General features: G+C 62.8%; 19 protein-coding genes. 2 read left to right on the top strand and 17 right to left on the bottom strand.

Translation table 11 applies throughout. The features are described 5' to 3' along the window. Positions 1-46: 46 nt before the first annotated feature. Positions 47-1060 carry an alpha/beta fold hydrolase gene (locus OJ996_RS05965; RefSeq protein WP_264512226.1) on the top strand — a complete coding sequence of 338 codons (1014 nt, stop codon included), beginning with the start codon at positions 47-49 and terminating at the stop codon, positions 1058-1060. A gap of 3 nt (positions 1061-1063) precedes the next feature. Here the strand turns inward: OJ996_RS05965 and OJ996_RS05970 are convergent, their stop codons facing one another. From OJ996_RS05970 to OJ996_RS06000, 7 genes are all read right to left on the bottom strand, one after another. Then, positions 1064-1984: a polyphosphate kinase 2 family protein gene (locus tag OJ996_RS05970; RefSeq protein WP_264512229.1), complete on the bottom strand. Its 921-nt coding sequence runs from the start codon at positions 1982-1984 to the stop codon at positions 1064-1066. 62 nt (positions 1985-2046) lie between these two features. Next, positions 2047-3354, bottom strand: a complete 1308-nt coding sequence (chrA, locus tag OJ996_RS05975; protein WP_264512231.1) for a chromate efflux transporter — start codon at positions 3352-3354, stop codon at positions 2047-2049. Positions 3355-3362: 8 nt separating this feature from the next. Beyond that, on the bottom strand, positions 3363-4517 hold the full coding sequence (locus tag OJ996_RS05980) for a pyridoxal phosphate-dependent aminotransferase (RefSeq protein WP_264512233.1): 1155 nt from the start codon (positions 4515-4517) through the stop codon (positions 3363-3365). A 333-nt stretch (positions 4518-4850) separates the two neighbouring features. Then, positions 4851-6137, bottom strand: coding sequence for a hypothetical protein (locus OJ996_RS05985; RefSeq protein ID WP_264512235.1), 1287 nt, complete (start codon positions 6135-6137; stop codon positions 4851-4853). Beyond that, positions 6134-7786, bottom strand: a complete 1653-nt coding sequence (locus OJ996_RS05990) for an RNA polymerase sigma factor (RefSeq protein ID WP_264512237.1) — start codon at positions 7784-7786, stop codon at positions 6134-6136. Before OJ996_RS05990 ends, OJ996_RS05985 begins: the two co-directional genes overlap by 4 nt. A 377-nt stretch (positions 7787-8163) precedes the next feature. Then, positions 8164-9630: a DUF1501 domain-containing protein gene (locus tag OJ996_RS05995; protein WP_264512239.1), complete on the bottom strand. Its 1467-nt coding sequence runs from the start codon at positions 9628-9630 to the stop codon at positions 8164-8166. Positions 9631-9793: 163 nt separating this feature from the next. Further along, entirely contained in the window at positions 9794-12658 is a 2865-nt protein-coding gene (locus OJ996_RS06000; RefSeq protein WP_264512241.1) for a PSD1 and planctomycete cytochrome C domain-containing protein, read from the bottom strand. A 117-nt stretch (positions 12659-12775) separates the two neighbouring features. Between OJ996_RS06000 and OJ996_RS06005 the strand changes: the two genes are divergently transcribed. Continuing rightward, positions 12776-13609: a helix-turn-helix domain-containing protein gene (locus tag OJ996_RS06005; protein WP_264512243.1), complete on the top strand. Its 834-nt coding sequence runs from the start codon at positions 12776-12778 to the stop codon at positions 13607-13609. On the opposite strand, the gene OJ996_RS06010 is transcribed toward OJ996_RS06005, so the two are convergent. The 10 genes from OJ996_RS06010 to OJ996_RS06055 form a co-directional block, all read right to left on the bottom strand. After that, positions 13576-14157 carry a Uma2 family endonuclease gene (locus OJ996_RS06010; RefSeq protein ID WP_264512246.1) on the bottom strand — a complete coding sequence of 194 codons (582 nt, stop codon included), beginning with the start codon at positions 14155-14157 and terminating at the stop codon, positions 13576-13578. The genes OJ996_RS06005 and OJ996_RS06010 overlap by 34 nt on opposite strands. 125 nt (positions 14158-14282) lie before the next feature. After that, a complete protein-coding gene (locus OJ996_RS06015) occupies positions 14283-15410 on the bottom strand; it encodes a coiled-coil domain-containing protein (protein ID WP_264512248.1) in 1128 nt (375 codons plus the stop codon). A 197-nt stretch (positions 15411-15607) separates the two neighbouring features. Next, a complete protein-coding gene (trmD, locus tag OJ996_RS06020) occupies positions 15608-16282 on the bottom strand; it encodes a tRNA (guanosine(37)-N1)-methyltransferase TrmD (RefSeq protein WP_264512250.1) in 675 nt (224 codons plus the stop codon). A gap of 52 nt (positions 16283-16334) precedes the next feature. Continuing rightward, entirely contained in the window at positions 16335-17537 is a 1203-nt protein-coding gene (locus tag OJ996_RS06025; protein WP_264512252.1) for a TFIIB-type zinc ribbon-containing protein, read from the bottom strand. Positions 17538-17578: 41 nt separating this feature from the next. After that, the gene (locus OJ996_RS06030; RefSeq protein WP_264512254.1) at positions 17579-18658 is read right to left on the bottom strand and encodes an SPFH and helix-turn-helix domain-containing protein; all 1080 of its coding nucleotides are present in this window, start codon (positions 18656-18658) and stop codon (positions 17579-17581) included. A gap of 87 nt (positions 18659-18745) precedes the next feature. Then, a complete protein-coding gene (locus OJ996_RS06035) occupies positions 18746-20326 on the bottom strand; it encodes an FAD-binding oxidoreductase (protein ID WP_264512256.1) in 1581 nt (526 codons plus the stop codon). A 634-nt stretch (positions 20327-20960) separates the two neighbouring features. Further along, a complete protein-coding gene (locus OJ996_RS06040) occupies positions 20961-21653 on the bottom strand; it encodes a response regulator (protein WP_264512259.1) in 693 nt (230 codons plus the stop codon). Positions 21654-21677: 24 nt separating this feature from the next. After that, a complete protein-coding gene (locus OJ996_RS06045) occupies positions 21678-23732 on the bottom strand; it encodes a histidine kinase (RefSeq protein ID WP_264512261.1) in 2055 nt (684 codons plus the stop codon). A gap of 886 nt (positions 23733-24618) precedes the next feature. After that, a complete protein-coding gene (locus OJ996_RS06050; protein WP_264512263.1) occupies positions 24619-25236 on the bottom strand; it encodes a PEP-CTERM sorting domain-containing protein in 618 nt (205 codons plus the stop codon). A 37-nt stretch (positions 25237-25273) separates the two neighbouring features. Then, positions 25274-26356 carry a hypothetical protein gene (locus OJ996_RS06055; protein WP_264512265.1) on the bottom strand — a complete coding sequence of 361 codons (1083 nt, stop codon included), beginning with the start codon at positions 26354-26356 and terminating at the stop codon, positions 25274-25276. Positions 26357-26428 lie beyond the last annotated feature (72 nt).

Raw genomic sequence — 26428 nt, forward strand, 5'->3', positions numbered from 1 at the left:
GGGCATCGCGGGTTGCGGGGATGGCATCCCGATCCACTGTGCCCGGATGATGAAGCTCGCTGTCTCCGCCTTGCTCGCGCCCATTTGTCTGATCGCACCGGCACTGGCGCAAGATTCCTCGCTTGAGAAAGTACCGGCTCTGGATGCGGAGTTGAGCGGCTATGCTTATCCCTTCGAGGAACAGAAGCTGGCGCTGACCGAGCAGGGGCAGGCGCTGACGATGGTCTACATGGACCTGAAGCCGGAGGGAACGGCGAACGGGAGGACTGCGCTGCTGCTGCACGGGAAGAATTTCTCCGGAGCGTACTGGGAGCGCACGGCGAAGGAGCTTTCGCAGCGCGGCTTCCGCGTGGTGATGCCGGACCAGATCGGCTTCGGGAAATCGAGCAAGCCGGTGAATCTCCAATACAGCTTCCAGATGATGGCGGCGCACACGAAGGTGCTGCTGGAGCATCTGAAGATCGAGAAGGCGGAGGTGATCGGCCACTCGATGGGCGGGATGGTGGCGACGCGATTCGCGCTGATGTATCCGGCCGCGACGGGGAAACTGGTGCTGGTGAACCCGATCGGGCTGGAGGACTGGAAGCGCAAGGTGCCCTACCAGAGCATCGATGCGGCGACGGCATCGGAGATGAAGAAGGAGCCGAAGGATGTGAAGGAATACATGCGGACGGTGTACTTCGACGGGAAATGGAAGGAGGAGTATGATGCGCTGATCACGATCCAGGCCGGATGGATGAAGGGCCCGGACAAGGAGAAGATGGCCCGGGTGAGTGCGATGACTTCCGACATGGTGATAACGCAGCCGGTGCTCTACGAGTTCCCGGATGTGACGGCGCCAACGCTGCTGATCATCGGGGAGCGGGATCGCACCGCGATCGGGAAGAACCTCGTATCGAAGGAAGTGGCCGCAACGATGGGGCAGTATCAGGTGCTGGGAAAAGCGGCGGCGGAGGCGATCCCGGGCGCGAAGCTGGTGGCGCTGGAAGGAGTAGGGCACGCCCCGCAGGCGGAGGTGTTCGAGGATTACCTGAAGGCTCTGTTAGATTTCCTGAAGTGACGTCTATTCGGCGGGCTTGGCCTTGGTGAGGAGCTTGCGAGCCTCTTCGAGAACGGCGCGCTGCGAATCGTCGATCTGCGGGAAGTGCAGTTCGACGGAGGCGAGGGCATCGACGATGGCGGCGGCGACGACGACGCGGGTGTACCATTTGTTATCCGCGGGCACGACGAACCATGGCGCGTCTTCGGTGGAGGTGTTGCGGATGGTCTTCTCGTAGGCTTCCTGATATTCCTTCCAGTGCTCGCGCTCCTCGACATCGCCCATGCGGAACTTCCAGTTCTTCTCGGGTTCATCGAGCCGGGAGAGCAGTCGTTTGCGTTGCTCGCCCTTCGAGACATGGAGGAAGAATTTGCGGACGATGGTGCCGTTGCGGACGAGATGCTTCTCGAAGTTGCGGATGTCGTCGAAGCGTTCCTTCCAAATGTTGTCGGTGAAGAGCGGGTCGGGGAGCTTTTGGGCTTTCAGGATCTCCGGATGGACGCGGGCGACGAGAGTTTCCTCATAGTAAGAGCGATTGAAGATGCCGATGCGGCCGCGCTCGGGGAGCTCGAGCATGCAGCGCCAGAGCCAGGTGTGGTCCTGCTCGCGCGAGCTGGGCACGCCGAAGGAGGTGACCTGGCAGCCCTGCGGATTGATGCCGGACATGACGTGCTTGATCGCGCCGTCCTTGCCCGCGGCATCCATGGCCTGGAAGATGAGGAGCACGGACCAGCGGTCCTGGGCGTAGAGGCGCTCTTGCATTTCGGAGAGGGCGTCGCGGCCCTCGGCTAGGGCCTGCTCCGCGCTTTCCTTGCCGTCCTTCGGGAAGGGGCCGGTATCGCCGGGGTCGATGTCCTTCAGGCGGAAGTCCTTCCCGTCATCGATGCGGTAGCGCTTCGAGATGTCGCGGGCGTGGCGGAGGAGTTCCTTGGTTTTCTCGTTCATGATGGAGCTACGGCATCATGCTTTAGCATGGGTGCGGTGCCCCGTCATGCAACAATCGCGGCTCAGGCGAGCAGCTTCGCGGCAGCACCGAGGATGGCGCAAACGCTCAGGACGGGGATGACGCCGATCTTGAAGCGCTCCATGGCGATCAAGGAGACGACGGCGGCGACGACGACAAAGAGATCGAAGCGGCCGGATTCCGGCCAGAGGGCATGGATGGAGAAGCCGATGGCAAGATCCAGGATCACGCCGACGACGGCGGCGGTGATGGCGGTGAGGGCTGAAGCCAAGGCGGGCTTCTCGCGCAGGCCCTCGACATGCGGTGCGCCGAGGAAGACGAAAAGGAAGCAGGGCAGGAAGGTGACCCAGGTGGTGATCGCGGCTCCGAGCGTGGCGGCGAGCAGCGGTGGCAGATCGCCGGGGTGCTGCCATGCGGCGACGAAGCCGACAAACTGCAGCACCATGATGAGGGGACCGGGAGTGGTTTCCGCGAGGCCTAGGCCGGCCATCATCTGGCGCTGACCGAGCCAGCCATAGTGTTCAACGACCATTTGCGAGACGTAGGGCAGGACGGCATAGGCACCGCCGACGGTGACGAGGGCAGCCTTGCTGAAGAAGAGTCCTTCCTGGAAAGGAACGCTCTGCCAGCCTAGCCACTGTCCGCATAGTAGCACCGGCAGCCACCAGAGGGTCAGGCAGAGGAGGCTGATCTTGGCGCTGCGTGCCCAGGTGGCGGGAGCACCGGGAGGGAGCGCGACGACCAGATGATCCTCATGGCCGGACTTGCCGTGGCCTTTGCCGGCGGGGAACTGCTTCGGGAAACGCTTGCCGCCGAGATAGCCGATGAGCACGGCGGCGAGGATGATGATGACAAAGGAGACCTTGAAGAAGTGGATCGCGACGAAGGAAAGCAGCGCGAGAGTCCATAGGGAGGGCGAGCGGAGAGCCTTCGAGCCGATGCGTTTCACGGCGGAGAAGACGATCGCGATGACGGCGGGAATCAGGCCGTAGAAGAGACCTTGAATCCAATTCACCTCGCCGCCGGCCATGTAGAGCCAGCTCAGGCCCCAGAGGATGAAGACGGAGGGCAGCACAAATAGCGCTCCGGCCGCGATGCCGCCGCGAGAGCCGTGAAGGCGCCAGCCCAGGTAGGTGGCGAGCTGCTGTGCCTCCGGGCCAGGGAGGAGCATGCAGAAATTCAGCGCGTGCAGGAAATGATCCTCGGAGAGCCAGCGGCGGCGCTCGACGAGTTCCTTGTGCATGATGGCGATCTGGCCGGCAGGGCCGCCGAAGCTGATCCAGCCGAGCTTGATCCAGAAGCGCAGGGCCTCCCGGAAGGAGGGAATGGGCGGCGCTTCGTCGGGATTCATTCGTGCTACTATCGGTTCCGTAGTTTCAACAGGCGTTCGCCCGCGGCATGCAGGGTATCCTCGCCCTTGGCGAAATGGAAGCGGATGAGATGATTCACCGGCTCGCGGAAGAAGCTCGATCCTGCAACACCTGCGACACCGAGTTCCTTGATGAACCACTCGGAGGCGGCGGTGTCATCGGCGAAACCGAGCGAGGAGATGTCGAGCATCACGAAGTAGGTACCCTGCGGTTCGGTGAAGGGCAGGCCGAGCTGGCGGAGGTAGGCGAGCAGCACCTCCTTCTTCTTCGCATACTGGTCGCGCAGGGCGGTGTAGTAGCTATCCGGCAATTCCAGGCCGGCGACTGCGGCTTCCTGCAGCGGAGCGGCGGCACCGACGGTGAGGAAGTCATGGACCTTCCGCGCTTCCGCGATCACGCGCTCGGAAGCTTGGACATAGCCCAAGCGCCAGCCGGTGATGGAGTAGGTCTTGGAGAGCGAGTTGCAGGTGATGGTGCGCTCGAAGGCTCCGGGCAGTGCGGCGACATGAACGTGCTCGTGGGGATCGAAGACGATGTGCTCGTACGGTTCGTCCGTGATGATGAAGGTGTCGTGCTTCTCGGCGAGCTCGAGGATGAACAGGAGCTCCTCACGGGTGAAGACCTTGCCGGTGGGGTTCGAGGGATTGCAGACCACGATGGCCTTCGGCTTCTGCTCGAAGGCCTTGGCGAGTTCCTCGCGATCGAAGGCGAAGTCGGGCGGGCGCAGGGCGACGTAGATCGGCTCGGCCCCGGAGAGGATCGCATCCGCGGCGTAGTTCTCGTAGAAGGGTGAGAAGACGATGACTTTGTCACCCGGATTGCAGGCGGTCATCATGGCCACCATCATGGCCTCCGTGCTGCCGCAGGTGACGACGAGGTGAAGATCCGGGTCGAGGGGCAGGCCGCTGAAGCGGGTGATTTTCCGCGCCAAGGCCTCGCGAAAGCGCGGAGCTCCCCAAGTGACGGCGTATTGGTGATGCGAACCCCGGGTGGCGCGCTCCAGCGCGGCGAGCAATTCCTCCGGCGGATCGAAGTCGGGGAAACCCTGAGCCAGATTGATGGCTCCATGGCGGGCGGCCAGCCGGGAGGTGCCCCGGATCACGGACTCGGTGAAAGCGCTGAGACGGGTGGCGGTCGCGGGCATCGGTTCGCGGAGGTTTTGGCTTTCCACCAAGGCTTTGAACAGTCCGGAGTCCCACCACCCCGGCCGTGACCGGGGGAGCCAGAGGCGCTCAGATCACCCTGCCAATACCCCGAAACTCCGCAGTATTCCGGCGTTTTCGGCACCAAACCGATCTATGCAAAAAGCTGCAAAAAATAAATTAAACCGGTCGTTGGTTTCCTGACATCTCCAGGATGAACATTGTCCAATGGCCCAAAGAGCCGGAGGTCACTGCCCTCTCCTCCGACCCTTCCCCGGGCCCCGTCCGCTTCCAATACAGGCGGACGGGGCTTTTCGTTTCCGGGGACGAAGGTATCAGCGGCTGGTAATGTCCTCGATGAAGAGGCGGGTGCGCTCTTTCAGGATGGGATCGCTGAAGTACTGGAGGATGCCGAGGGCGAGGTCCTTCTTCCGGGCGTGAGAAGCGCGGGCACAGATGGAGCGCAGGGCTTCATCGCGATGGGTACCGGAGGGCAAGGAAGGAAGGAGGGCGAGCGCTTCCTGCGGCTCTTGGTCGTAGATAGAAAGCATGGCCTTCGCCGCCTCCGGCCGACCCTGCTCCACGGCCCAATCGAAGGCCGGACGGGGCTGCCGTTCGGCCCAAGCTGAAACGAGTTGGCCGACTTGCTCTGAAGAAAGCGCGGCGACAGCCGGCTGATCGAGGCTGGCCGCGTAGGCGGCGGGATCGCGTTGGATCGCGGCATCCCGGACGAGATCGGCGATGGCAGGGTCCACGTCCGAGAGCTCGGCGAGAAGAGGCGCGGGAGGAGCATCGCCTGCGGCGGCGAGGGCTTGGCGGGCAAGGAAGGCACGGGCTGCTGGAGTGGTGGCGGCGCGGAGGGTAAGCAGCCAGTCCTCTGACTTCAGCACGGGCCTGGCCTCGGAGTAGTGGCTGAAGTAACTGCCGGATTTCCCCAGAAGGGCGAGCTCATCAGCGCTCAACTCTTGCGAGAGTTCGTCAAGCCATGCTGCGGCGGCCCGGGGATCCTGCCTGAGATAGTCAACCACGAAATCGGCAAGAATCGCGAGCTTCCCGGTGCTTTCCGGAATCTGGTCGAGATAGGCGAGACGCTGGTCGGGAGGAATCTCCAGCAGGCTGAGGCCCCACACGCCCACCTGCAGGGATCGCGGAATCTCCGTGGTCACAAAGCTCGCGAGCGTTTCAGGATCCTGTTTCGCGAGGTTGCATGCGATTGCCTCCGCGGCGCTCATCCGAGCACTCATCAAACCGTCCCGCCACTCCGCGAGCAGCTTGCGGGCATAGGCGGGATCGGTCTTCGAGAGCTGGATGAGCAACAGCGAGATCGCACTATCCCGGTTACTCGCCGGCGGCAACTTGCGGATCTCTTTCAGGCTCTCCTCGGCATCGGCAGCCGTGATTCCCTCCTGCGGGATGATTTCTCCGCTAGCAAGAATCGAGAGCTTCGGGGTGCGAAGCATGAAGCCCTGCTGAGTTTGGCCGAACTGGGTGGATATCGCCGGGTCGGAGGTGGGGGCAGGAGGATTTCCGGGAAGCGGGTCCGATGAAGCATTTGCCGCGGGCTTATCGTCCCGACAGGCCACGAGCACGCAGACGAGTGGAATGAGGATGAAACGCTTCATGGCATGCTCATGAGGCGTTTCGTTACCGGATCGTGCGGGGTCAGGGTGACACCGGCAGCGCCGCCATGACGATTCTTCTCAATGGCCCAAGCTGCAGCGGCCTCGGCGTCCACGGCTGACCAATGCTTCCACAGATTGTATACGAGGCTGTGCCGCGGCGCGCCGTCCTTCTGAGCGGTGATCCAGTCGAGAAATCGGGTGGGATCCCCGAGCACCCTTCCCATGGAGGGGAAGATCTCCAAGGACTCGTCGAATTTGATCTCATTGAGGATCCGGAAGGCCCGGGTTTCATCACCACGCTGGAGGCAGGTCATCGCTTGTTCGGCGAGTGCATAGCGGCGATCCTCACCCCGCAATTGATCGGGAAGATCCGCGACCATTCGTTCATCGGTCGCGCGGGCCTGCGTGTAGGTCTCCCGGATCAGCCAACGCCTGACTTCCGGCGAGCGGGCGACGCGGAGTGCGCCAGCGTAGTCGCCATCCAGCTTCCGGTCGCGCAAACTAAAGAAGTAGGACTGCGAGTAGAGAACGCTGCGGCGCTCGGACACCTTCGGGAAGGCGTCTACCCAGACAATGGCAGCATCAAAGTTTCCTTCAGCGCGGGCATCAAAGATTCCGGCGATGATGCGAATGCGTTCGGACTCACCCTCCACCACATCGAGCAAGCGCTCCGCTGCCGACATGTCGCGGTCGGCAAGATGGCGGACCGAGTCCTTGAGGAATCCATCGGCCCCTTGCGGCCTCAGCCGGACCCATTCCCAAGCGTCCTTGGAATCGGCCTTCGCGCGGGCGATGAACTCGCGGAGCTCGTCACTGAGCTTCTCATCGGCGAGGACGGGGCGGAGCTTGCGGGCTTCCGCCCGCGTAGGGGCGGGTGAAGGCTCCGGTGCTTTCACGATGGCCGGGGCGGGCTCTGCTTTCTTCTGAGCAACTGCAAGAACCGCGCCGCCGATGAGCACGGAGGCGAGGACAGGCACCCATGGCAAGGTGAAAGCAGCGGGCTTCTTGAGCGCGACGGTGCGGCTGAGGAAGGTGGCAGGCACTTCGATCTCCCGCGGGACGAGCCCGGCGGCAAGCCACATGGCGCAGGCGGCCTCATCCTTCGTGCCGCCTTTCAGCAGGCGGGCAAGCCGCTCCATAGCACGGTGGCCGCGGCGCTGGGCGGCGGCGGCGGTGATGCCCATGCGCTGGGCGATCTGCTCGTAGCGCAGCTTTTCGAAATGATGAAGAAGGAGGATCTGCCGGTCCGGTGACGGGAGGGAGGCCAAAGCCTGATCGATATCCGCGCCTTGGGCGGAAGCCTCTTCAGGAGAATCGAGCTCACTCGACTGGAGGGCCCGGCGGCGCTGGCGGGCCTCTCTGCGCAGGATCGTAGCGGACTCGTAGACCGCAGCTTTCTGCAACCATGCGGGGAGGCAGGGGATGGCACGTAGCCGCCGGGAGCGGCGGGAAAGCGCGATGAAGACCTGCTGGGCAGCGTCCTCCGCAAAGCCGGAGTTCCCCATGCGGCGGCGGGTGATCGCGAGAACAAGCGGCGAGTGGCGGCGGACGATCTCGGAGAAGGCGGCTTCATCCGCGCTGCGGGCGTAGCGGTCCAGCAGCTCCGCATCCGTGGCGTCCGCTGCGGGGGTGTCCCAGGTTGCTTGCATGTTTTTCCTACTCACCGCTGCTGGAGATCAGGATCAGACAGCAGGGGAGGAAAAAACAGGAAGTTTTCGGGAAGGAGGGAAGACCGGGGAAAGAAAAGAACCACGGAATACACGGAACACACGGAAGTCCTCCCAAGGATGGGGAGTTGAACCGCGGATAGCGCGGATGACGCGGATCCGGAACATGATGAGAGTCGGGGCGTTGTCGCTCTGCCTTCTCATCCGTGGAAAGAACGTGGGCCGTGCGAGCGGTAGAAAGGGCGTCCTTTCAAGGGCGACTTTATCGCTCTCCACACCGCGTGATCGTTCGCAGCTCGCTCGAAAGCGGCGATGCTCGCCGCAGTCCGAAAGAGCCTGCGGCTCCAAGGGGGACACTTCTAGGCGATGACTTCCTTCACGACGCGGGAGGGCTTGGTGACGTTCGAGAGACGCTGCTCCAAGCCTTGGAAAGGGTAGGTGAGCTTCTTGTGGTCGTAGCCGAGGAGGGTCATGAGCGTGGCGTGGAAATCGTGGGCGCTGACCTTATCGATGGTGGCTTCATAGCCAACCGGATCGGTCTCGCCATGGGAGTAGCCGGGCTTCACGCCGCCGCCAGCCATCCAGAGGGTGAAGGCACCGGTGTGGTGATCGCGGCCGACGTACGGCATTTCGACACCGCCGCGGTTCTCGCGCATGGGGGTGCGGCCGAACTCACCGCTCCAGACGACGAGGGTTTCTTCCAAGAGGCCGCGTTGCTCGAGATCCTTGAGGAGCGCGGCGATCGGCTTGTCAATTTCGTTGCACTTGTCGACGAAGCCTTGCTTGAGGTCGGTGCCCTTGTCGGTGCCGTGGGAATCCCAGCCCCAGTCGAAGAGCTGGATGAAGCGGACACCGCGCTCCGCTAGGCGACGGGCGAGCAGGCAGTTGTTCGCGAAGGATTCCTGTCCGGGCTTGGTGCCGTAGAGTTCGTGCGTGGCGGCGGATTCCTGTTTCAGATCGAAGGCATCCGAGGCGTGAATCTGCATGCGGAAGGCCATCTCGTATTGCGCGATGCGGGTGACGGTTTCCGGATCGCCGACTTCGGTGGCGACGCGTTGATTCAGATCGTTCAGGGCATCAAGCGTGCGACGGCGGAGTGCTTGGGAGACGCCATCGGGGTTCGAGAGATAGAGGACGGGCTCGCCTTGGGAGCGGCATTGAACGCCCTGATAAACGCTGGGGAGGTAACCTGCACCCCACACCGACTTGCCCGCGTCCGGATTCTTGCCGCCGGAGGTGAGGACGATGAAGCCGGGCAGATTCGAGTTCTCCGAGCCAAGCCCGTAGGTGGCCCATGCCCCGGCAGAAGGGGAGCCGGGGATCTGGCTGCCGGTATGCAGCAAGAGCTGCGCGGGGCCGTGATTGAACTGATCCGTCCACATCGATTTGATGAAGCAGACCTCATCGATCATCTTCTCAAAATGCGGCAGGCGATCGGAGATCCACTGGCCGCTCTGCCCCGCCTGATGGAAGGGAAACTGCGAGCCGAGCATCTTCGGAACGCCTTGGATGAAGGCAAACTGCTTACCCTCCAAGAACTCCTTCGGGCACTCCTTGCCGTCGAGCTTCACCAGCTCCGGCTTGTGATCGAAGAGCTCGAGTTGGCTCGGCGCACCGGCCATGTGGAGATAGATCACGCGCTTCGCCTTCGGGGCGAAGTGCGGGAGATCCGGCAGCAAGGGATTGGCTGGATCCTTCGCCAGGGTCGATCCCGAGGCCTGTGAGGCAAGCCACATACCACCGAGACCGATTGAAGAGTCCCGCAGGAAGTGGCGCCGAGTTACGAACTGGGCGCGATCGTGGCGGAGCTGCTGGAAGAGATTCATGAGAAATGACGAATGCAGAGGGTTTCAAGGGCAGGGACCTTTCTCCGAAAGATCCGGCGGGGAGCGTCGCTCCCATCGTCCGACCGATTGATCTCAGTTCGGGCCGCCATAAGCCTGACGTCTCGGAGAGACGTCCCTGCTTTCTGATGGGGTGTCTCTTTCATTAGCGGTTCAACGCGATGTCGGAGTTCAGGAGCGTATTCGCGACGAGAACCATCGCGGCTTCGTCCGGGGTAGCGGCGAGCTTGGCGGATTGGGCGGGTGTCTTTTCGTAATCGGCACGGGCTTCCGCATGGAGCTTGGCAAGCGTGGCGACGACCGGCGCGGGCGCATCCTCAAGCTTGAGCATTCGATAACCGGCCGCGATGCGCTCTTCCGGAGTCGATCCGGCCATGCGCTTGGCAAAGGCCTGGGCGAACTCGATGTAGGCGGGGTCATTGAGGGTGACGAGAGCCTGCAGGGGCGTATTTGTCGCGATGCGGCGGGCGGAGCAGACATCACGGGTGGGGGCATCGAATGTGAGGAAGGCGGGGTAGCCGCTAGTGCGCTTCGAATAGGTGTAGAGGGCGCGGCGGTAGCGGTCCTCGCCTTCCGAAGTCTTCCAAGAGGCACCGCTATAGACGGAGCGCCACACGCCCTCCGGCTGCGGCGGGAAGACCGGCGGGCCGAAGGACTTCGGCGAGAGCAGGCCGGATACAAGTAGAGCCTGGTCGCGGACCATCTCCGCGGAGAGGCGCTGGCGCGGACCGCGAGAGGCCCACTGGTTCTTGGGATCGGCACTGGCAGCGACGGGCGACACCTTGGACGATTGCCGGTACGATGCGGATAGTACCAGCTCGCGCAGGAAAGGCTTGATGTGCCACTGGTGATGATCGCGCAGGCGCAGCGCGAGGTGATCGAGCAAGGGCTGATTCGCCGGCGGCAGGCCGGAGCTGCCGAAATCTTCCTGGGTCTCCACAATACCGATCCCGAAAAGTTCGGCCCAGAGACGGTTCGCCAAGACGCGTGCGGCCAAGGGATTCTCCTTCCCGACCAGCCACTGCGCCATATCGAGGCGGGTGAGGCGACCCTCCTTCGGCGGAGGTGCCGCGGTGATGGCGGGGATGGCAGGCGCGACCGACTGGTCCTTCGTCATGCGATTGCCCCGGATGAAGAGGCGGGTATCACGGGTGGCCTCGCCATGGCGTTCCTGCATGACCGGCATCATGGTGCCCGGGACGGCTTGATAGGCCTGCTGGAGTTCCCCATGCTTGGTCCACACGGCGGCGCGTTCGGGACTCATCACGAAGGCGGGCAATTGCTCGTCCGAGGATAGCGACAGGCGGAACTTCCGCAGTACGCAGCCCTGGGTCTCGTTGCAAGTCACGCCGTGCTTGAGACGGATCTCGAAGCGGGCATCCGCCGGAGAATCCTCGACGGTCTCCACGACGAAGAAGCCGTGCCGGGGGCCGCGCAGCACCGGGTAATCCCCGAAGCCTCCTCCCCCACCCTGCACCGTAACATTCGGCTCGAAGGGGCCGGCCATGAAGTCGCTGACCACTTCCTTCAGTTTCACGGGCTGGCGTGTGCCATCCGCCAGCACGCGGTCGATCTCGAGCTTGGTGATCACCGCGCCGAACTCGGTCCACTTCGCCGGATCATCGCTGCCGGGGAGGATATCGACGCGCAGCACACCGAGCCGCATGGCGGGCACCTCGATGGTGAAAACCGTGTTGGTGGGATTGGTGCCGCCGGCAACGAAGGTGCCGTCTTCCTGCTGCCGGAGTGTTCCGGTTCCGGCGGAAGCCTTCGATGAGGTGGCCTTCACCGGAGTCCAGCCGCTGATCTTGTTCGCGATGGCGAGCGCGGCCTTGTTGATGTCATCCCGGTTCTTGCGGATCTCGACTTCCAGTCGCTGGGTGGCGGCATGTTGCGCCGGATCGGAGGCCACCTTGGTCCGTGGGAAGTCCCCGTTCAGGTCCGAGTCTTCGGTGTTATCGAAGAAGGCCATGAACTTGTAATAGTCCGCATGCGGGAAGGGATCGTAGGGGTGCGCGTGGCACTGCACACAGGCGAAGGTGGTGGCATTCCACGCCGTCCAAGTAGTGCTGGTGCGGTCCATGACCGCGGCGAGGCGATACTCCTCATCGTCGCTGCCGCCCTCGGTATTGTTCTGCGTGTTCCGATGGAAGCCGGTGGCGACGAGGTCGTCCGGCGCCGGATTCTCCAACAAATCGCCCGCGAGCTGCTTGATGGTGAACTGATCAAAGGGCATGTCCGCATTGAAGGCGCGGATGACCCAGTCCCTGAAGGGCCAGATATCACGGTGCGGATCCTTCTCGAAGCCGGTGGTGTCCGAGTAGCGGGCTAGATCCAACCACATGGCGGCCCAGCGCTCGCCGAAGCGAGGCGAGGCGAGCAGGCGGTCAGCGGTCGCCTCCATGGCGGCCTGCGGATTGGCCGCAGCAGCCTGGTGGAAAGCGTCCCATTCCTCGAGCGAAGGAGGGAGGCCGGTCAGATCGAGCGAGACGCGGCGAAACCACTCGGCAGGCGTGGCTTCCGGCGCGGGCGAGAGCCGCTCGGCCTCCAGCTTGGCGAGCACGTGCTTGTCCAACTCGGCCTTCGGCCACTCCGCCTGCTTGAGCGCGGGGGCGGGCGGTTCCTCCGGCTGCTGGAAGGACCAGTGCTCGCCCCACTTCGCGCCTTCCTTGATCCAGCGTTCGAGCAGGGCGATCTGGTCGGGCTCCAAGCCGTGCGGGTGGTCGTCCGGAGGCGGCATCTTCTCATCCGGATCACTGCTCTTGATCCGGCGCATCATTTCCGATGCGGCGGGATCGCCCGGAACCACCACGGTCTTGCCGGACTCCCCCTTCCCCAGCGCTTCTTCCCGGAAGATGAAGGAGACTTCCCCGGCCTGCTTCACTCCGCCGTGGCAGATGGTGCAGTTCTTGTTCAGCAGCGGGCGGACGTCGCGGTTGAAATCCACCGGCTCTTCGGCCCCTTGGAGGGACAGGTTCGACAGGACAAGAAATTGGAGAATCCGGTGCATCTCGTAGTGCGATGATACGCGGGAAGTCCTTGGCTTTTCACTCCTCCCGCTTGAACGATCACGGTAATACTTGTGCTTTTTGGTCAGTAAGTCACCAAAACGGGTGACCCTTTTCCCATGAGTGAACGGCAATGGAACATCTGGTCGCAGCAGGTGAAGTCCCGTTTGGGTAGCCTCGTCGAGATCGGCGAGGTGCTCTATTCGACCGGGCGGATGACGCGCTACCGCTACCTGCGGCGACATGCGCTGGTGGTAGTGACGCGCGGGGAAGGGCACTACGAGGACGAACGCGGGAGGAACGTGAGCCTGAGCGCGGGTGACTGGGTGCTGGTCTTCCCGGAGCTAGGACACTGCTACGGACCGCAGGTCACCGGAGGCTGGGACGAGGTTTACGTGATGTTCGAGGGACCGGTCTTTGAAATCTGGCGGCAGCAAGGACTGCTCGATCCGAACCAGCCGACGGGGCGGCTCGCAGAGCCGAAGCGCTGGCTGGAGGAATTCCGCGGGACGGTGCTGGATGAAAGAGCCGCGCCCCTGACGCGGATGTGTTCGTTCCAATCGCTACTGGCGGCGGCGGTGGAGGGATCCAACCCCGACATGGAATCCCGCCACAGCGGACCGGCATGGTTTGCGGATGCCTGCCGTCTGCTCGCGAGGCCGGGCACGGATGCCGAGCAGGTGGCGAAGGAATTGGGAATCGCCTACGAAAGCTTCCGCCGGCAGTTCCGCGATCATGCCGGGGTACCGCCGCACCGCTACCACCGGCAGCAACTGGTGAATCTGGCAGCACGGATGCTGGACTCCACGGACATGAAAGCCGCGGAGATCGCCCGGACGCTGGGCTTCTGCGACGAGGCCTACTTCTCGCGGGTCTTCAAGAAGCTGACGGGGCGCTCGCCGCGGGCCTACCGGAAACGTCAGGAGATGCGGGAGAAGTCGAGGCCTTCGTAGAGATCGGCGAGGGGAAGCGCGGCTTCGATTTCAGGCAGGGGGAGTATCGCGCCTGAATCTGAATACTCTTCGACCTCGAACCCACCCTGAGGACGGCGGCGGTAAACCAGAACGTAGGGTCGATCCGATTCGGCGATGAGAAGTACCTTGAGACTGGGAATGGCGAGGTAGGCCTCGCGCTTCTCGCCTAGATCGGTGCGGCGGGTCGATTCGCTCAGGACCTCAAGCACGAGCGTCGGGTTCTCTTGAAAGCGCTCTCCGCCAGGGCCGGGTCTGCACACAACCTGCGCATCCGGATAGTAGAAGCGGGTTTGATCGGCGAGCTCGATGCGGACCTTGGCATCGCTGGTGAAGGGGCGGCAGGACTTGCCTCGAAGCGCCGCTCCCAGCGAGACGATGGCATTCGCGGCAATGGCCGCATGGTCATTGGTGCCGCCGGCCATGGCATGGACGGCCCCGCCGATGTACTCGTGCTTCACTTCCGAAAGGTCTTCCCCGTCGAGGTATTCCTCAACGCTGACTGGGGCCAACTGGAGAAGCGCGGTCACACCTCAGGCTAGCAAGCCAAGCGGTGCTTGCAAGAAGTGCAGCAAGGGGGTCGGACATCAGAGCACGAAAAAGGCCGGACCCTTGCAAGGTCCGGCCTCGGGGAAATCAATGCGTGGGGCGGAGATCAGAGCCCGGCACTCTCGTGCTTGGCTTCTTCCTTCTGCTTGTTGGCAGCGGTCTTCTCCATCTCCTCGATCTTCTTGCGGAGACCGTCGACTTCCTGGGTCTTGGTGGCGACTTGCTGCTTCAGGCCGCTCTGCTGGTCGAGGGCGGCAGCGAGTTGGCCGTTCACTTCCTTGAGCTGGCTTTCCATCGCGGCGCGGGCCTGCTCGGACTTGTCGCGGGCGGAGGAGACTTCCTGGATCATGGCGGTGGCCTTGGTGGCTTGGTCCTTCACGGCCTGAATCTCGGCGCTGAGCGGCTCCATGGTGGAGCGGAGTTCGGCGGACTGCTTCTGCAGATTCGCGAGGGCATCGCGGGTGGCGGCGAGTTCACCGCGGGTCGCGTCGAGGTTCTTCTCGGCGACTGCCTTGGCGTCCTTCAGGCCGTTCGACTCGTTGCGGGCGGCTTGGAGATACTCGTTGGAGACGGCGAGGTTGCGGGCGATGGCATCGCGCTCTTGCCGGGCCTTGTCGAGTTCGGCGAGCTGCTGCTTGGCGCTGGCTTTCAGTTGCTCGTAACCCTTCTTGAGCTCTTTCACGAGGCCTTCGCTGGCCGAGAGGAGACGCTTGCTTTCCACGTGGGCTTTTGCCTCGGCGGCGAGCTTGCCCTGCACTTCGGCTTGGGCTCCTTGCAAGGTGGCGATCTCCTTCTTGAGCTCGACGCGTTCGGCGGGAGCCTGCAGCTCGCCGCGCACTTTGTTGAGGTCGGACTTGATGGCGCCGAATTCCTGCATGGCGACGCTCATCTCATCGCGGAAGGCGGCGAGCTTCTGGAAGGCCTGCTCCCCGGCACCGAGCTTGCGCTCGAGCACGGTGGCCTTGTCTTTCCATTGCCAGACTTCGTGGTTCGAACTCTCAAGCTGCTTACGCAGGGCGGAGAGTTGTCCCTCGAGTTGTTGTTTTGCTTGGCGAACGGCCTCGGTCTCCTTCACGGCGGCATCGCGCTGGCCGGCCACATCGGCGGCCTCCTTGCGTGCATCGGTGATGGCGGAGTTCATGGCCTCGAAATGCTTCTGCAGGCCGGTGAAGGCGTCAGCGGCCGCCGGGGCAGGGGCGGCAGGCTTCTCTTCGCCTTTGACGATGGGGCTCATGGCCACGGCGAGACTCATCCAAATCGGTGTCGGAATGCGCTTCATTGTAAAAGGTGAGTTCAGGTTCGTTGCGAGTCGTAACGCAACAACTACTCAGGACAAAGCGATATTTAATCAGACTTAAGCAATTTCGTCCGCTTTGTTTCTACTCATGCAGAATGCCCCTGCATGCGTGACGAATCCTTCACCGGGGGCGCCTACTCGCCGAGTAGGTCGGGACGATTCGCGCGCGTGCGTTCGAGGGCTTTCTCCTGCTTCCACTTGATTATCTTCGCATGGTGACCGGAGGTCAGAACCTCAGGGACTTTCATGCCGCGGAAGTCGATCGGGCGGGTGTAGGCGGGTGCTTCGAGGAGATTCGGATCCGAGAAGGATTCATCCTGGTGCGAGCGTTCATCGCCGAGAGCACCGGGGAGAAGGCGCACGATGGCATCGGTGACAACGGCAGCGGCGATGGCTCCATTTGTGAGGACGTAATCGCCGATGGAGAGTTCGAGATCGACGAGGCTTTCGATGACGCGGTGGTCCACTCCTTCGTAGTGACCGCAGAGGAGGATGAGGTGCTGCGCTTCCGAGAGTTCGCGCGCGATGGCCTGCTTGAAGACGCGGCCCTGCGGGGTCATCAGGATGATCTTAGTCTCGGGCCTGCGGAGTTCTTCGATGGCGGCGAAGATTGGTCCCGGCATCATCAGCATACCTTGGCCTCCGCCGCAGAGCGTGTCGTCCGTGCGGCGGTGCTTGTCGGTGGACCAGTCGCGGATGTTGTGCGCATGGATCTCCACCAAGCCTGCGGCACGGGCGCGCTGGATGATGCTCTCACTCAGGGGAGCCAGCGCGATCTCGGGGAAGAGGGTGAGGATGTCGATGCGCAAGACCTTGCAAAGGTGCGGTCGCTTGGCGGGGGCGACAAGCCTTGAGGGCTGACTATCGTCCGCCTGCGACCAAGACGATCACCGCGATCACCAGAATCACCAGCAAGGTGACGAAGGCGATCTTCCACGGGCTGAGGGGGAAGCGGGCGTGGGTGGTGCCGGTGACGGCGTTCACGGCTCCCTGCCAAGTCTTGCCGCGATATTGGTAGGCGAGCAACCAGATGGGCACGAGGATGTGCTTGAAGGTCTTGTCGCTGAAGGACGGGCGGATCTGGAGATTGCGATAGGTGTCGCCCGGGACTTCGCGGCCGCACATCTCGCGGAGGATCCCTTCCATGGTGCCGAAGCCGAGGCGCGCGGCATCGAGCAAGGGGACCTGATAATGCTCCACCTGCCAGCCGGAAACATAGCGCGTTTCGTAGGGCACGAGGTCCTTGGTCGGGAAGGGCTCGAGGCGGCGGAGCAGATCGATATCGAGACCGCGGGAGCCGGAGACGACGATGTCATCGAACCAGGTGGAAACATGGCCGCTGGCAGGCCGCCAGCGGATGCGGCGTTCCTGGCGCGTGACCGTATTGCCATTCGCATCCCGGTCGCGGACGGTGACGTAATAGTAGGTGCCGCTATCCGCGGTCCACGGGCACTCGGCAGAGGAATCGAAGGTCCAATAGGGCAGGTAGACCCGATGGATGCGATCGATCAGATTGCGGCGCTTGAGGTCGTTCGGGGCGAACCATCGCTCGCCGAGGAACTTCTTCAGCGAGTGATAGGCGGTCTCCTTCGAGACGACGGCGGGCAGCAGGGACTCCGGCGTGATCGGGCTGTCGATGTCCTGGTAGTCGAGAAGCTCGGGGGAGCCGCAGAAGTCGCAATGCTGGGCCACGGTCTCGGCGCTACGGACGAGCACGGCGTGGCAGTTGTTGCACTGCACGCGGCGGGTGGAAGTGTCCACGCTGCGGCCCTTATCGCCCAAGTCAACGAGGGCTTGGTCGAGGTCGTGCTCGACGATGGCATCCGGCAGCGGCGGCGGGCCGAGGCGCGGGAAATGGGTGCCGCAGTAAGGGCATACCAGCTCAGCCTTGCCCGGATCCCACTCCGCCTTGCCACCGCATTCCGGGCAGACGTGGCGCTCCATCGAACGCACCTCCGCCGCCACACCGCGCTGTTCGGGCATGGCGGGGGGTATGCGCTTCGGCGGCACCTCGATCGGCGCGGCGCTTTCGTCCGGAGATTCCGGTGACTCGGGATGTTCCATGTCACGATGCCGGGGCGGATCGCCCCCGCGCGGCCACGATTTCAGTGGGCGAGGAAGGCATCGAGCGCGGCGCGGGTGACGCGATAGCTGGAGCCGATCTTCTTGGCGGCCAGGCTGCCGGATTCGATCTCCGCCATCACGTCCGCCTCGGAGACCCCGAGCATGCGGGCGACCGTGGCGGGATCCAGCACGTCAGGATTCACCGGGGCTGCCGCCACTGCTGCGGGTGCGGCCCCCGGAAGCGGCGGCGGAGCACCGCCGGAAAGACCGCCCTGCTGCATGAGTTCCTTCGCGACGGCGAATCCGACGGCGAGTTCGCTGGCCATGCCGGCGGCACCACCACCGGCTCCGCCGCCCGCGGCCATCCCCTGCCCCATCTGGTACTTCACGTAGTCGTTCAGATTACCGATGGCGGACATCGCGGAGCGCTTATCGATCGCTTCCTCCACTTCGGGCGGGACGCTGACGTTCTCGACAATGAAGGAGGCCACCTCGATGCCGTACTTGGCTGAGATCACCGGGTTGATCAGAGGTAGTAGCGCATCGCCGAGCTCGGTGTAGCGGGTGGCCACGTCGAAGACCGGCACGTGCGCGTTCGCCAGCGCATCCGAGAAAATGCTGACCACGCGGGAGCGCATGGTGTCCGCGAATTCATCCACGCGGAAGTCATGGTCGGAGCCGGCCACTTCCTTCAGGAAGGTCTGCACGTTCACCACCTTGAAATCGTAGGTGCCGTAGGCGCGGGCGCGGACGATGCCCAGATCGGCATCGCGCAGCATGATCGGGTTCGCGGTGCCCCACTTGTTGCCGGTGAAGAGGCGGGTGTTGACGAAATAGACGTCCGCCTTGAAGGGGCTCTGGAAGCCATACTTCCAGCCCTTGATGCGGGTGAGAACGGGAATGTTATCCGTGACCAGCGTGTGCTTGCCCGGACCGAAGGTATCCCCGAACTGCCCGAGATAGAGGAACTGCGCGGTCTGGCTCTCGCGCACGATGAGCTGGGCGCCGTTCTTGATCGCCTTGTCATCATCCGGGAAACGCCATGCGATGGTGTCCCGCGAATCGTCCTGCCACTCGATGATTTCGAGAAGCTCGCCCTTGATGAAATCCATGAGTCCCATAGCCCGGTGATAGTTGGTTCCCTATCAGGTTGAAGGCAAGGACGGGCGGGATTCAATGAGAATCCGGCGGCGATTTCGGAACGGCTCTCAGTCCAGGAACTTGCCGGGATTGAGCAGGCCTTGGGGATCAAGCGCATCCTTGAGCGCGAGATGGACATCGAAAGAGACCTCACCGAGGGCTTGCTTGATCCATGGCTTCTTGGCGATGCCGACGCCGTGCTCGCCGGTGATGGCGCCGCCGTGGTCGAGGATCCAGGCGAAGAGCTGGTCGAGCGCGTGTTCCGCCTTCTCCCGCACCGGCGGGTCATCGAAATTCGCGACCATGAGATTCACATGGATGTTCCCGTCTCCCGCGTGGCCGAAGCAGGCAACCGGGATGCCGGTGTCCTCTTCCATGCGTCGCGCGAAATCCACCAGATCGACCAAGGCGGAACGGGGAACGACGATGTCCTCGTTGAGCTTGGTGAGCCCGGTATCGCGGAGAGAGAAGGAGAACTCGCGGCGGAGCTGCCAGAGGGCTTCGCACTGCTGCTCGGTGGTAGCGCGGTCCACGCGGGTGGCACCAAGCTCGTGAAGAAGTGTATCAAGCTCCGCCGACTCGCTCTCCACGGCGACGGGGCGACCATCGACCTCCACCATCAGGTGGGCCTGGCCTTCCGGAAGGGAATCCGGCCCGAGCTTGCGACGCGCGGCGGCCAGGGTGAAGCCATCGGTAATCTCCAGCGCGGAGGGAAGGTGCCCGCGATTCAGTATCCGCTGCACGGCGGCGGCGGCGGCGGGAAAATCCGGGAAGACCGCGGCGAGCATCGCCCGCGCGGGAGGCTTGGGAATCAGGCGCAGGGTCACTTCCGTGACGACGCCGAGCATGCCCTCCGAGCCGGTGAAAAGGCCGCAGAGATCGAAGCCGGTCTTATTCTTGTGGACGCGGCCGCCGCAGCGCAGCACACGGCCATCCGCCAGCACGACCTCCAGGCCGAGGACGTAGTGGCGGGTGACGCCGTACTTGAGGCAGCGGGGACCGCCGGCATTCGTGGCGACGTTACCCCCGATCGAGCAATCCTTCAGCGAGGCCGGGTCCGGTGGGTAGTCCCAGCCGACAGCATGCGCCGCCTGCTGGAGATCTCCGGTGATGACGCCGGGCTGCACCACCGCCACGCCATCGGCGGGGTTCAGCTCGATGATCTTTTTCATCCGCGCCACCGAGAGGGCGATGCCGCCCTCCACCGGGACGCAGCCGCCCACATAACCGTAGCCGGCACCGCGCGTGGTGACCGGGATGCTGAGCTTGGAAGCGAAGCGCAGGGTCTTCGAGACATCCTGCGTGGATTCGGCGAAGACGACGATATCCGGCAACTGGCGCGCATACCATTTATCCGCGGCGTGGGCCTCCAGATCGGCAGGGCGGATGGAGACCTTGCCCGGCCCGAGCAAGCTGGTGAGCTCGGCGGCGATCTTCTCGATCGAGCTGTCCGCGCCGGTATTTGCGCTGGATCGCGAGGGCGCCTGATAGGCCGGCAATGTAGGGCCATCGGGCTTTGGCGGGACGGCCTGCGGGCTATCCAAGTCGCTGAAAACCTCTTCCTCGTTCGCGCTGCCTTGGGCATTCTTCTCGCCCTTGGTCGAGCCGGTGCGGGAGATCCAAGAAGAGCGCTTGGGTGGAAGGTTCATCGGAATGAGAATCGCCCGTTCCGGCAGGACGGTCAATTCACGAGGATGTAAGGCCTGCTCCGGAGCCCTATCTCCGGAAACCCGCTCTCGAGTTGCACGGAACCCCTTGTTAGAGAGTGCCCTACGAGGCCTTCGCGCTTCGTCCGCGCAAACGAAAGGGGCCGCACACTCGTGCGGCCCCATCATTTCGTCATGAAATCAGTCGAGGGTTACCAGCCCGCCGACAGGTGTAGGTATGGCAGAATCCGGCAAGTCTGTCTTGTCCCTAAGATTTGGGACACCCCGGGAAAGCCTTCTCCCGGAAACGAAGCGGGGCCGTGCACTCGCACGGCCCCGATCATTTCGTCATGAAATCAGTTTCGGGGGTTACCAGCCCGCCGACGGGTATAGGTATGGCAGGATCCGGCAATCCTGTCTTGTCCCCAAGATTTGGGACAAGCCCCGGGGGAGGACCTCCCGGCAAACGAAAAGGGCCGCACACTCGTGCGGCCCCATCATTTCGTCATGAAATCGGTCGAGGGTTACCAGCCCGCGGACAATGAAGGAATCGCACAATCGGCGGGATTTGTCTTGTCCCTAAGATTTGGGACACAGACCTAACCCATTGATTAATCAATAAAATCACCCCGAAAACTCAGGACAAATCGAGCAATCCGCGGCGAATTGCCTCACTCACGGCGGCCGGAAGGTTGCGCACGTGAAGCTTATCGAAGCAGCGCTTGATGTATTCCGTGACCGAATGCTGGCTGAGGCCGAGCTTGTCCGCGACCTCCTGGCGGGTGAGGCCCTTGGCGGAAAGCTGGAGCACCTCCGACTCGCGGGCGGACAGCGTTTCGGCGGCAGGAATCGGGCTGAGCTGGCGGAAAGTCTGCAGGATCATTCCCGCGATCTTCGGGTCCAAGGGGGTGCCTCCGGCCAAGACTTCCTCCAGCGTCGCGATCAGGCGGGTGGCGCTGCCGGCTTTCACCAAGTAGCCGTGGGCCCCCGCTTCAAGAGCGGCGAAAACCTTCGCCTTGTCGGTGAAGGCGGTCAGCACGAGCACCTGCACGAGAGGAAGAAGTTCGCGCACTTTCTTGATCCCCTCCACGCCGCTCATGCCGGGCAGACCGAGATCGGAAAGAACAAGATCCGCCTCCAAGCCGCCACGGATCGCCTCGATGGCGTCCTCCATGGTGGAGAACTCCCCGACGCAGCTATAGCCGCGCTCGGTCAGCACCATGGACACGGACTCGCGGAAGTCGGCGTGGTCCTCGATCAGGATCAGGCGGATCGCCTTCTTGTCGGTGGCGGCTTTGGTCTGGAGGTCTCCGGTCAACGGGTCACTCATACGACCAATCCGGCAGCACCGCAATCACGGCTTCGGCTTGGCGAGCCGCCCGGTTTTCTTGCCACCCAAGGGGATGTCCAGATCGAGCACGGTGCCTTTTCCCGGCTCGCTGTTGACCTCGAAGCCAGCGCCCAAGGCCTCCACGCGCTTTCGGAGCGCCCGCAGCGTGGAGGGCCGCGCCATCTTCTCCGGGGTGATCCCACTGCCGTCATCACTCACGCGGAGGCGGAAGTGCGCCGGATCGCACTCGATGTGGATGGCGACCTGCGAGGCATTCGCATGGCGCAGGATATTGTGCAGGGCCTCGCGGAAGAAGAGGAAGAGGTGGCGATTGGCATCGTCCGACATCTCGCACTGCCATGCCGCCTCGTTCGCGGTGAACTTCCAATCGTGCGGCTCCAGCATGATCGAGCAAGTCTCCCGCAGGTGCTCGACGGTGGCGATGCGGTGATCGCCCTGCGGACGGAGCAGCCACACGATGTCCCGCACCGCGCTGACGGTCTCCGCGGCGATGCGCTGGATCCGCTTCAGCTCCTTCGAAGGACCGGCATGGCTTTCCGCGAGGTCCGCGAACATCTGGATGCTGCCAAGGTTACTGCCCACCTCGTCATGCAGGTCGCCGGCGATGCGCTCCCGCACTTCGACCAACTGGCGCTTCTCCCGCAGGCGGTAGCGGATCGGCAGGGCCACCAGCAGGACGAGCCCGAGGCCGCCGAAGATCCCGGCAACGATCAACCCGCCGCGCCGCCACAGGGCAACGGTCTCGCGGATCTCCTCACGCAGGGCATGCTGCCGCTGCTCCAGGGAGAGACGGTGGCCTAGGGCGAGAAGCCACTCGCGCTGCGAGACGATCTTCCCATCCGGGCCGAAGCCATCGGTCAAGCTGGCGGCGCTCCAATATTGCGAGCCAGAGCCGAAGACCGTGCCCATGCCGCCAGCCGCCCGGACGGGCGCACCAATGGCGATATTCTTCTCTCCATCCAACACCTCCACCTCGCTAAGCGCGGCGAAGGCCGGGTAGTTTTCAAAGGCCTTCCAGAGCTGGGTAACCTCGACCCTCACCCGCTGGCCGCTGCGGCGATCGAAGGATACGACCACGGGGTTGTGTCCCGGGTTCCCGATCTCCATGGGGGTCTTGGCCCCCGGTTCGGTAGCGGCGGGAGAGCTGGCGGATACCGTGAAGCGCCGGGGGAAGCCGAAGCCGCTCGGCAGGTCGGACATCGGCCGCTTGGCCGGGAAGAAGCGCAGGCCATCGAACTCACGCACCTGGCCGAGATCGACCTCGATCCAAACCCCTTCGTTCGCGGTATCCTTCGGCTCGGACATCCAGCCGACATTTTGGTGAGCACCGGCGGGGAGTTCCGGGAGGCCGAGCGTGGTGAGACCATCGACGAGAAATTCATTCGCCCACTGCCAGGGAGCCGGCAGTGGGGAGCCGCCGAAGAGCTCGACCACGCTGCCTTGGGCGAGATTCCTGTCTCCGGAGAACGCAAACGCCTCCGCCCAAGCGTGGACGAAGCTATTCGATACCTCCGGGCTATCCGAGATATCGGGCGCCGGCTTCAGGCTCCGGGCGGAGATCCGGAGTCCTGCCGCCTCCATCGGGGGATTCACCGGGAAGATGAAGGGGTGACCGGCTCGGACAGGATCCGCCCAAAGATTTGTCTCATCCGCAATGCGGGCGATCGGCTTGTCCTCGGCATCGAGGAGATCCACCGCGAAAGAATCCGGCATGCCGAATTGGGGTTCCAAACCCTGAACCGCGTAACGTCGAGCCGGGACCAGCGCCACGAGGTCGACCGGCGACGGAGTGGCAAAACGGATCGTGACCGAGTGGCCCGCCTCCTGATCGGGCTCCGCCTTCAGGTGCAGACTGGCGAAGCCGCCGGTGCCACCCTGATCCGCCACCGGAACGAAGGGCAGGGCAGGCAAGGCGGCGCGGATCTCCTCCAGCGACTTCTCCGCCTCCCCCACCCGGCCCGAGAACTGACGGGCGAGCCGGTAGTCCCAACCGGCCTCCTCTGCTGATAGCCATGATGCCGGGAGCAGGGAGAAAAGCAGGGCAACCAGCTTGCGCATGGGCGGAGACTGGGAGATCCGAAGACCGCGATCCAGCCTTCTAAGCGCCTACCTCGATCAGCCGGTATCGAGAGAGCTTGGGCAGCGGGCCGCTGAGTCATGTCGAAGGCATCAGCAAAAGTGCCTACGGCAATATGGTAGTCGCCCTCCACCATACGCGGGATACGGCAATCGTCGCTGCGCGGATAGAATCGATGGGAAAGGCCAACCCCATAACAGAGGATAGGAAAAGCGGGGTTTTCACCCTTCTTGCTTTGCCTGGAGATGCAACACGAGGCGATACGAAGAGAAGCGGTTAGCGAAGGCGGATGAGGCCGATCGCACCGAGAAGACCCAAGAGAACCACGGTTGAGGGTTCAGAAACTCCCAAGATCGAAGTGTTGCCTACGACTTGGCCAGAAGTCCCTAGCACCGAAATCGCGGCACCGTCTGGAATGCTTGCTATCGAAGAGCTTGCAGCTGCCATGTTCGCGGGAAAACTATTCGAGCTCAGTTTGAAAATCGCGATCTGACCCGAGTTTGCGATGGTATCCCGGTCGCCACCATGAAGTAGATCGGCTTGAGGTTAAAGACACTCGGATCCACCCTATCGCCACAACATAGCCACCATCCGAGAAAGGCCTGCTGTCAGGAGGCTGCCGATTCACCCGGATTGCCTGAACTCAAAATCACGGTGATCGTGGCCGCTTGGATAGAGCTGGCGGCGAGAGCGATGATTGCAGCAAGCAACCCGAGTAGCGCTCTCAGTATAAGGAGGGCGTTTCAGGTGAAGACAGAGAAACTGGACACTAGCGGCCTCCTTTATGACTCCGTTATCCACACAAAAGAAAACGGGTGAAGCCCAAAGAGCTTCACCCGCTTATTGAACTGCTCTAGCTGCTAGCAATTAGCGACGGCGGCGGATCAGACCCGCCACACCAAGCAGGCCCAAGAGCACCGAAGCGGACGGCTCCGGAACAGCTACAAGGCCGAGGTTATTGCCATTAACAACGCCAGCGGTGCCCACCACCGTGATTGCCGCCCCGTTCGCGATCGTGGCGTTCGTGCTACCTGCAGCAGCAACGTTTGCAGGGAAGGCAGTAGGAGTGGTCAGCCTAAAAATCGAGACATGAGTGGATGTAGCAATAGTAGCACCGTTACCAACCAAGAAGTAAATGGGCTTCAGGTTGAACACGTTCGGATCTGCACCACCCAAGGAGGTGAACTGACCGGTGATCGTGCCCTGAGTTGCACCAGAGGTGGGGGCAGTAAGCGTAGCGAAGGTATCAAAAGATGCGATCGCAGCCTGTAGAGACTCAGTGCTGGTGATCAGAGGCTCCTCCGTCGCTCCCAAAGTATTTGTGAACGTGCCGATGGAGATCGAGTAGCCACCAGCGCTGAGGGCAGTGCCTTCCACCGCGGCGATTACGCCGGGGTTGCCAGTGCCTCGGATTACGGCAATGGTTGCAGCCTGAGCCGAAGCGATAAGCGACGCGACGCCGATGATTAATGCAAGTGCTTTCATAAGTTAGGTTAGACGGAGGGAATAATACAGAACTAGATCACTGGGCGATAAGCTGAGCAGGAATGGTGATGGTCGATGCAGCATCGGCCGGCAGACGGCGCAGAACATAGCCACTTCCTTCAACAACCGGCTCACTGTCTGATGGCTCTTCCGTCACAGCATTATACATCGTGCCCGCGACGGCAACAAATGTATCGGTCGGCTGGCCAGTGCCCGGGTCGGGGCGGGTGAGCAAGACGTTGTCGTTAGTAAGGATCTGGGGCGCAAGCGTCAGCGTGCCGAGAGTGCCACCGGTCGGATTCGGTTGTCCGAGCCAGTTGTCGGATGGATATACGTCAACTTGGGTCTTCGTGGTCTTGACACTACCGGAGGTCACCAAGGAAAGAGCCGTGTTAGCGTGATGAATCACCAGAACGGAAGTCCCGGGGTGAATGATCGCGGAGCCAGAAGGCTCTTCCGTCACAATGTTGGTCCAAGCGCCACCAACATAGATGTAAGCAGTAGCGGCTTGAGTCACCGGATCGAGGATCTGGATTTCATCGGCCGGAGTAGTGCCATTAAAAGGAGTCAGGCCAGCGGAGTTGTTAGCACCAAAGACGCTGTCGAGAGTGTTGAACTTGCGAACCGCAACAGAGGTATTGGCCGCGAGACCAGCAGGGAAGGCGTCAGCAACCGTGATAGTGGTTGCGGTGGAACTCACAACCGTGGTCCACCATCCTTCCGATGCCCCGGAAGTAATCTCAAGCATGGAAGCACCGTCCAGACCCACAGGAACACCGCTTGCGAAAGTAATAGTGGTGCCACCAGAAGGCGACGCGGTCGAAGCGCCAGCGAAATCAGACGGGGCAACCAGCGACGGCGCCACGAAGGTCGCGGAACCTGCGGGAGTGCCGCTGACGTTCGCGTTGATGGTCGTAGTGATGTAACCCACCGGGTCGGTGGCGGCGGCATTAGCTGCGCCGATGGTAGCGGCGATTGCAGCAAGAAGCGCAAAAGAGGTAATTGGTTTCATGACGAGTCTGGGTTTAGGTTCGGTTTTCGGTTCCGTCGAGAAAAAAACCGCAGTCGATCGTGACATCCCCGTGACGGGGCGCACTTCTTCCGAGGCTTTTTCACTCATTCATGGCATTCACGTTCATTGCCGGGGTCTCAGCAAGGAAATTCTGGTGGAGTCGTCAATCTGCGTAACTCC

This window comes from Luteolibacter rhizosphaerae (assembly GCF_025950095.1).
GTDB classification, from domain to species: Bacteria; Verrucomicrobiota; Verrucomicrobiia; order Verrucomicrobiales; family Akkermansiaceae; genus Haloferula; species Haloferula rhizosphaerae.